Source organism: Kineococcus indalonis (genome assembly GCF_009906395.1).
Taxonomy (GTDB): Bacteria; Actinomycetota; Actinomycetes; order Actinomycetales; family Kineococcaceae; genus Kineococcus; species Kineococcus indalonis.
In genome coordinates this window covers 1-1,370 of sequence record NZ_JAAALM010000759.1, presented here as the reverse complement: position 1 = coordinate 1,370, position 1,370 = coordinate 1, and the positions used below count along the sequence as shown (strand labels likewise).

The following is a 1,370-nucleotide window of genomic DNA, read 5'->3' as shown; positions in this document are numbered from 1 at the left end:
GGGGTGGGGCGAGCGGCCCGCTGGGCGCCGTGGCCCGCCTCGTGCGCACCGGCGCCCACCGCCTGCTGCCCGACGGGCTGCCGCCGCTGCACCTGGTGCCCCAGCGCCTGCGCGTGCCGCTGGCCGGGATCGTCCCCTTCGGCCCGCACCAGGCGCAGGTGTTCCACGACCACGGCCAGGTCGTCGCCCGGCGGCACGTGGTGCGCCCCTACGCCGGGCGCACCGTGTGCGTCCAGCTGCGCGACAACCCCGACGGGCGGGCCCCCTGGGAGGAGCTGCTCACCGGCCCGCACGAGTTCCTGGACATCGACTGCGACCACAACTCCGTGCTGCGCGAGCCGCGCGCCGCGCAGCTCGCCGCCGCGGTGCTGCGCGACCTGCCCCCGGCGGCCTCTCGATGACCGGCGGGGACCCGGACGTGAGAACCCGGCAGGGTCCTGAACACCCGGCAGGCGACTGCCAGCTCGTGCAGGGTCCTGGGCCGCACGCCCGTGGAAACCTGACCGGGCACCGTCCCGAACCGTCCCACCATGGAGCTCCGATGGACGAGACCGATCGCGAGAGCACGGCGGGACCGCGCGTCAGCGTCGTGGTCCCCACCTACAACGAGGCCAAGAACCTCCCGCACGTCTTCGCCCTGCTGCCGGAGGTCCACGAGGTCATCGTCGTGGACGGCCGCAGCGTGGACGGCACCGTGGAGGCCGCCCGCCGGCTGCGCCCGGACGTCCGCGTGGTCCTGCAGAACCGCCGCGGCAAGGGCAACGCCCTCGCGTGCGGTTTCGCGGCGGTCACCGGCGACGTGGTCGTCATGCTGGACGCCGACGGTTCCGCGGACCCCCGCGAGATCCCGCGCTTCGTCGAGGCCCTGACCTCCGGCGCGCACTTCGCCAAGGGCAGCCGGTTCCTCAGCGGCGGCGGCAGCGACGACATCACCCTGCTGCGCCGGGCCGGCAACGGGGTCCTGAACCGCCTGGCCAACACCCTGTTCCGCACCCGGTACACGGACCTGTGCTACGGCTACAACGCGTTCTGGGCCTCCTGCCTGCCCGTCCTCGAGCTCGACGCGGCGGGGGAGGCGGTGGACGAGCGGCGCTGGGGCGACGGGTTCGAGATCGAGACCCTCATCAACACGCGCATCGCCAAGGCGCGCCTGAGCATCCGCGAGGTGCCCAGCTTCGAGCACCCCCGCCTGCACGGCGAGAGCAACCTCAACACGTTCCGCGACGGTGTCCGGGTCCTGCGCGCGCTCGTCGTCGAGCGGCTGCGCCCCGCCGCGGCCGTGCCGGCCCCGGCGCCGGTGGCCCTGCCCCGGCAGGCCGCCGGACCGGGTACGGCCCCGGCGGGCGTGGACGCCCCCGCCGGGGCCGTAC

At 75.3% G+C, this 1,370-nt stretch carries 1 protein-coding gene and 1 pseudogene; both read left to right on the top strand.

The annotated features are described in order from the left end of the window. Window positions 1-401, top strand: a pseudogene (locus tag GTR00_RS20895) (hypothetical protein); the annotation flags it as partial. Window positions 402-541: 140 nt separating this feature from the next. Next, window positions 542-1,370: glycosyltransferase family 2 protein (locus GTR00_RS20890; RefSeq protein WP_166613442.1), on the top strand; the 829-nt coding region annotated here is incomplete at its 3' end.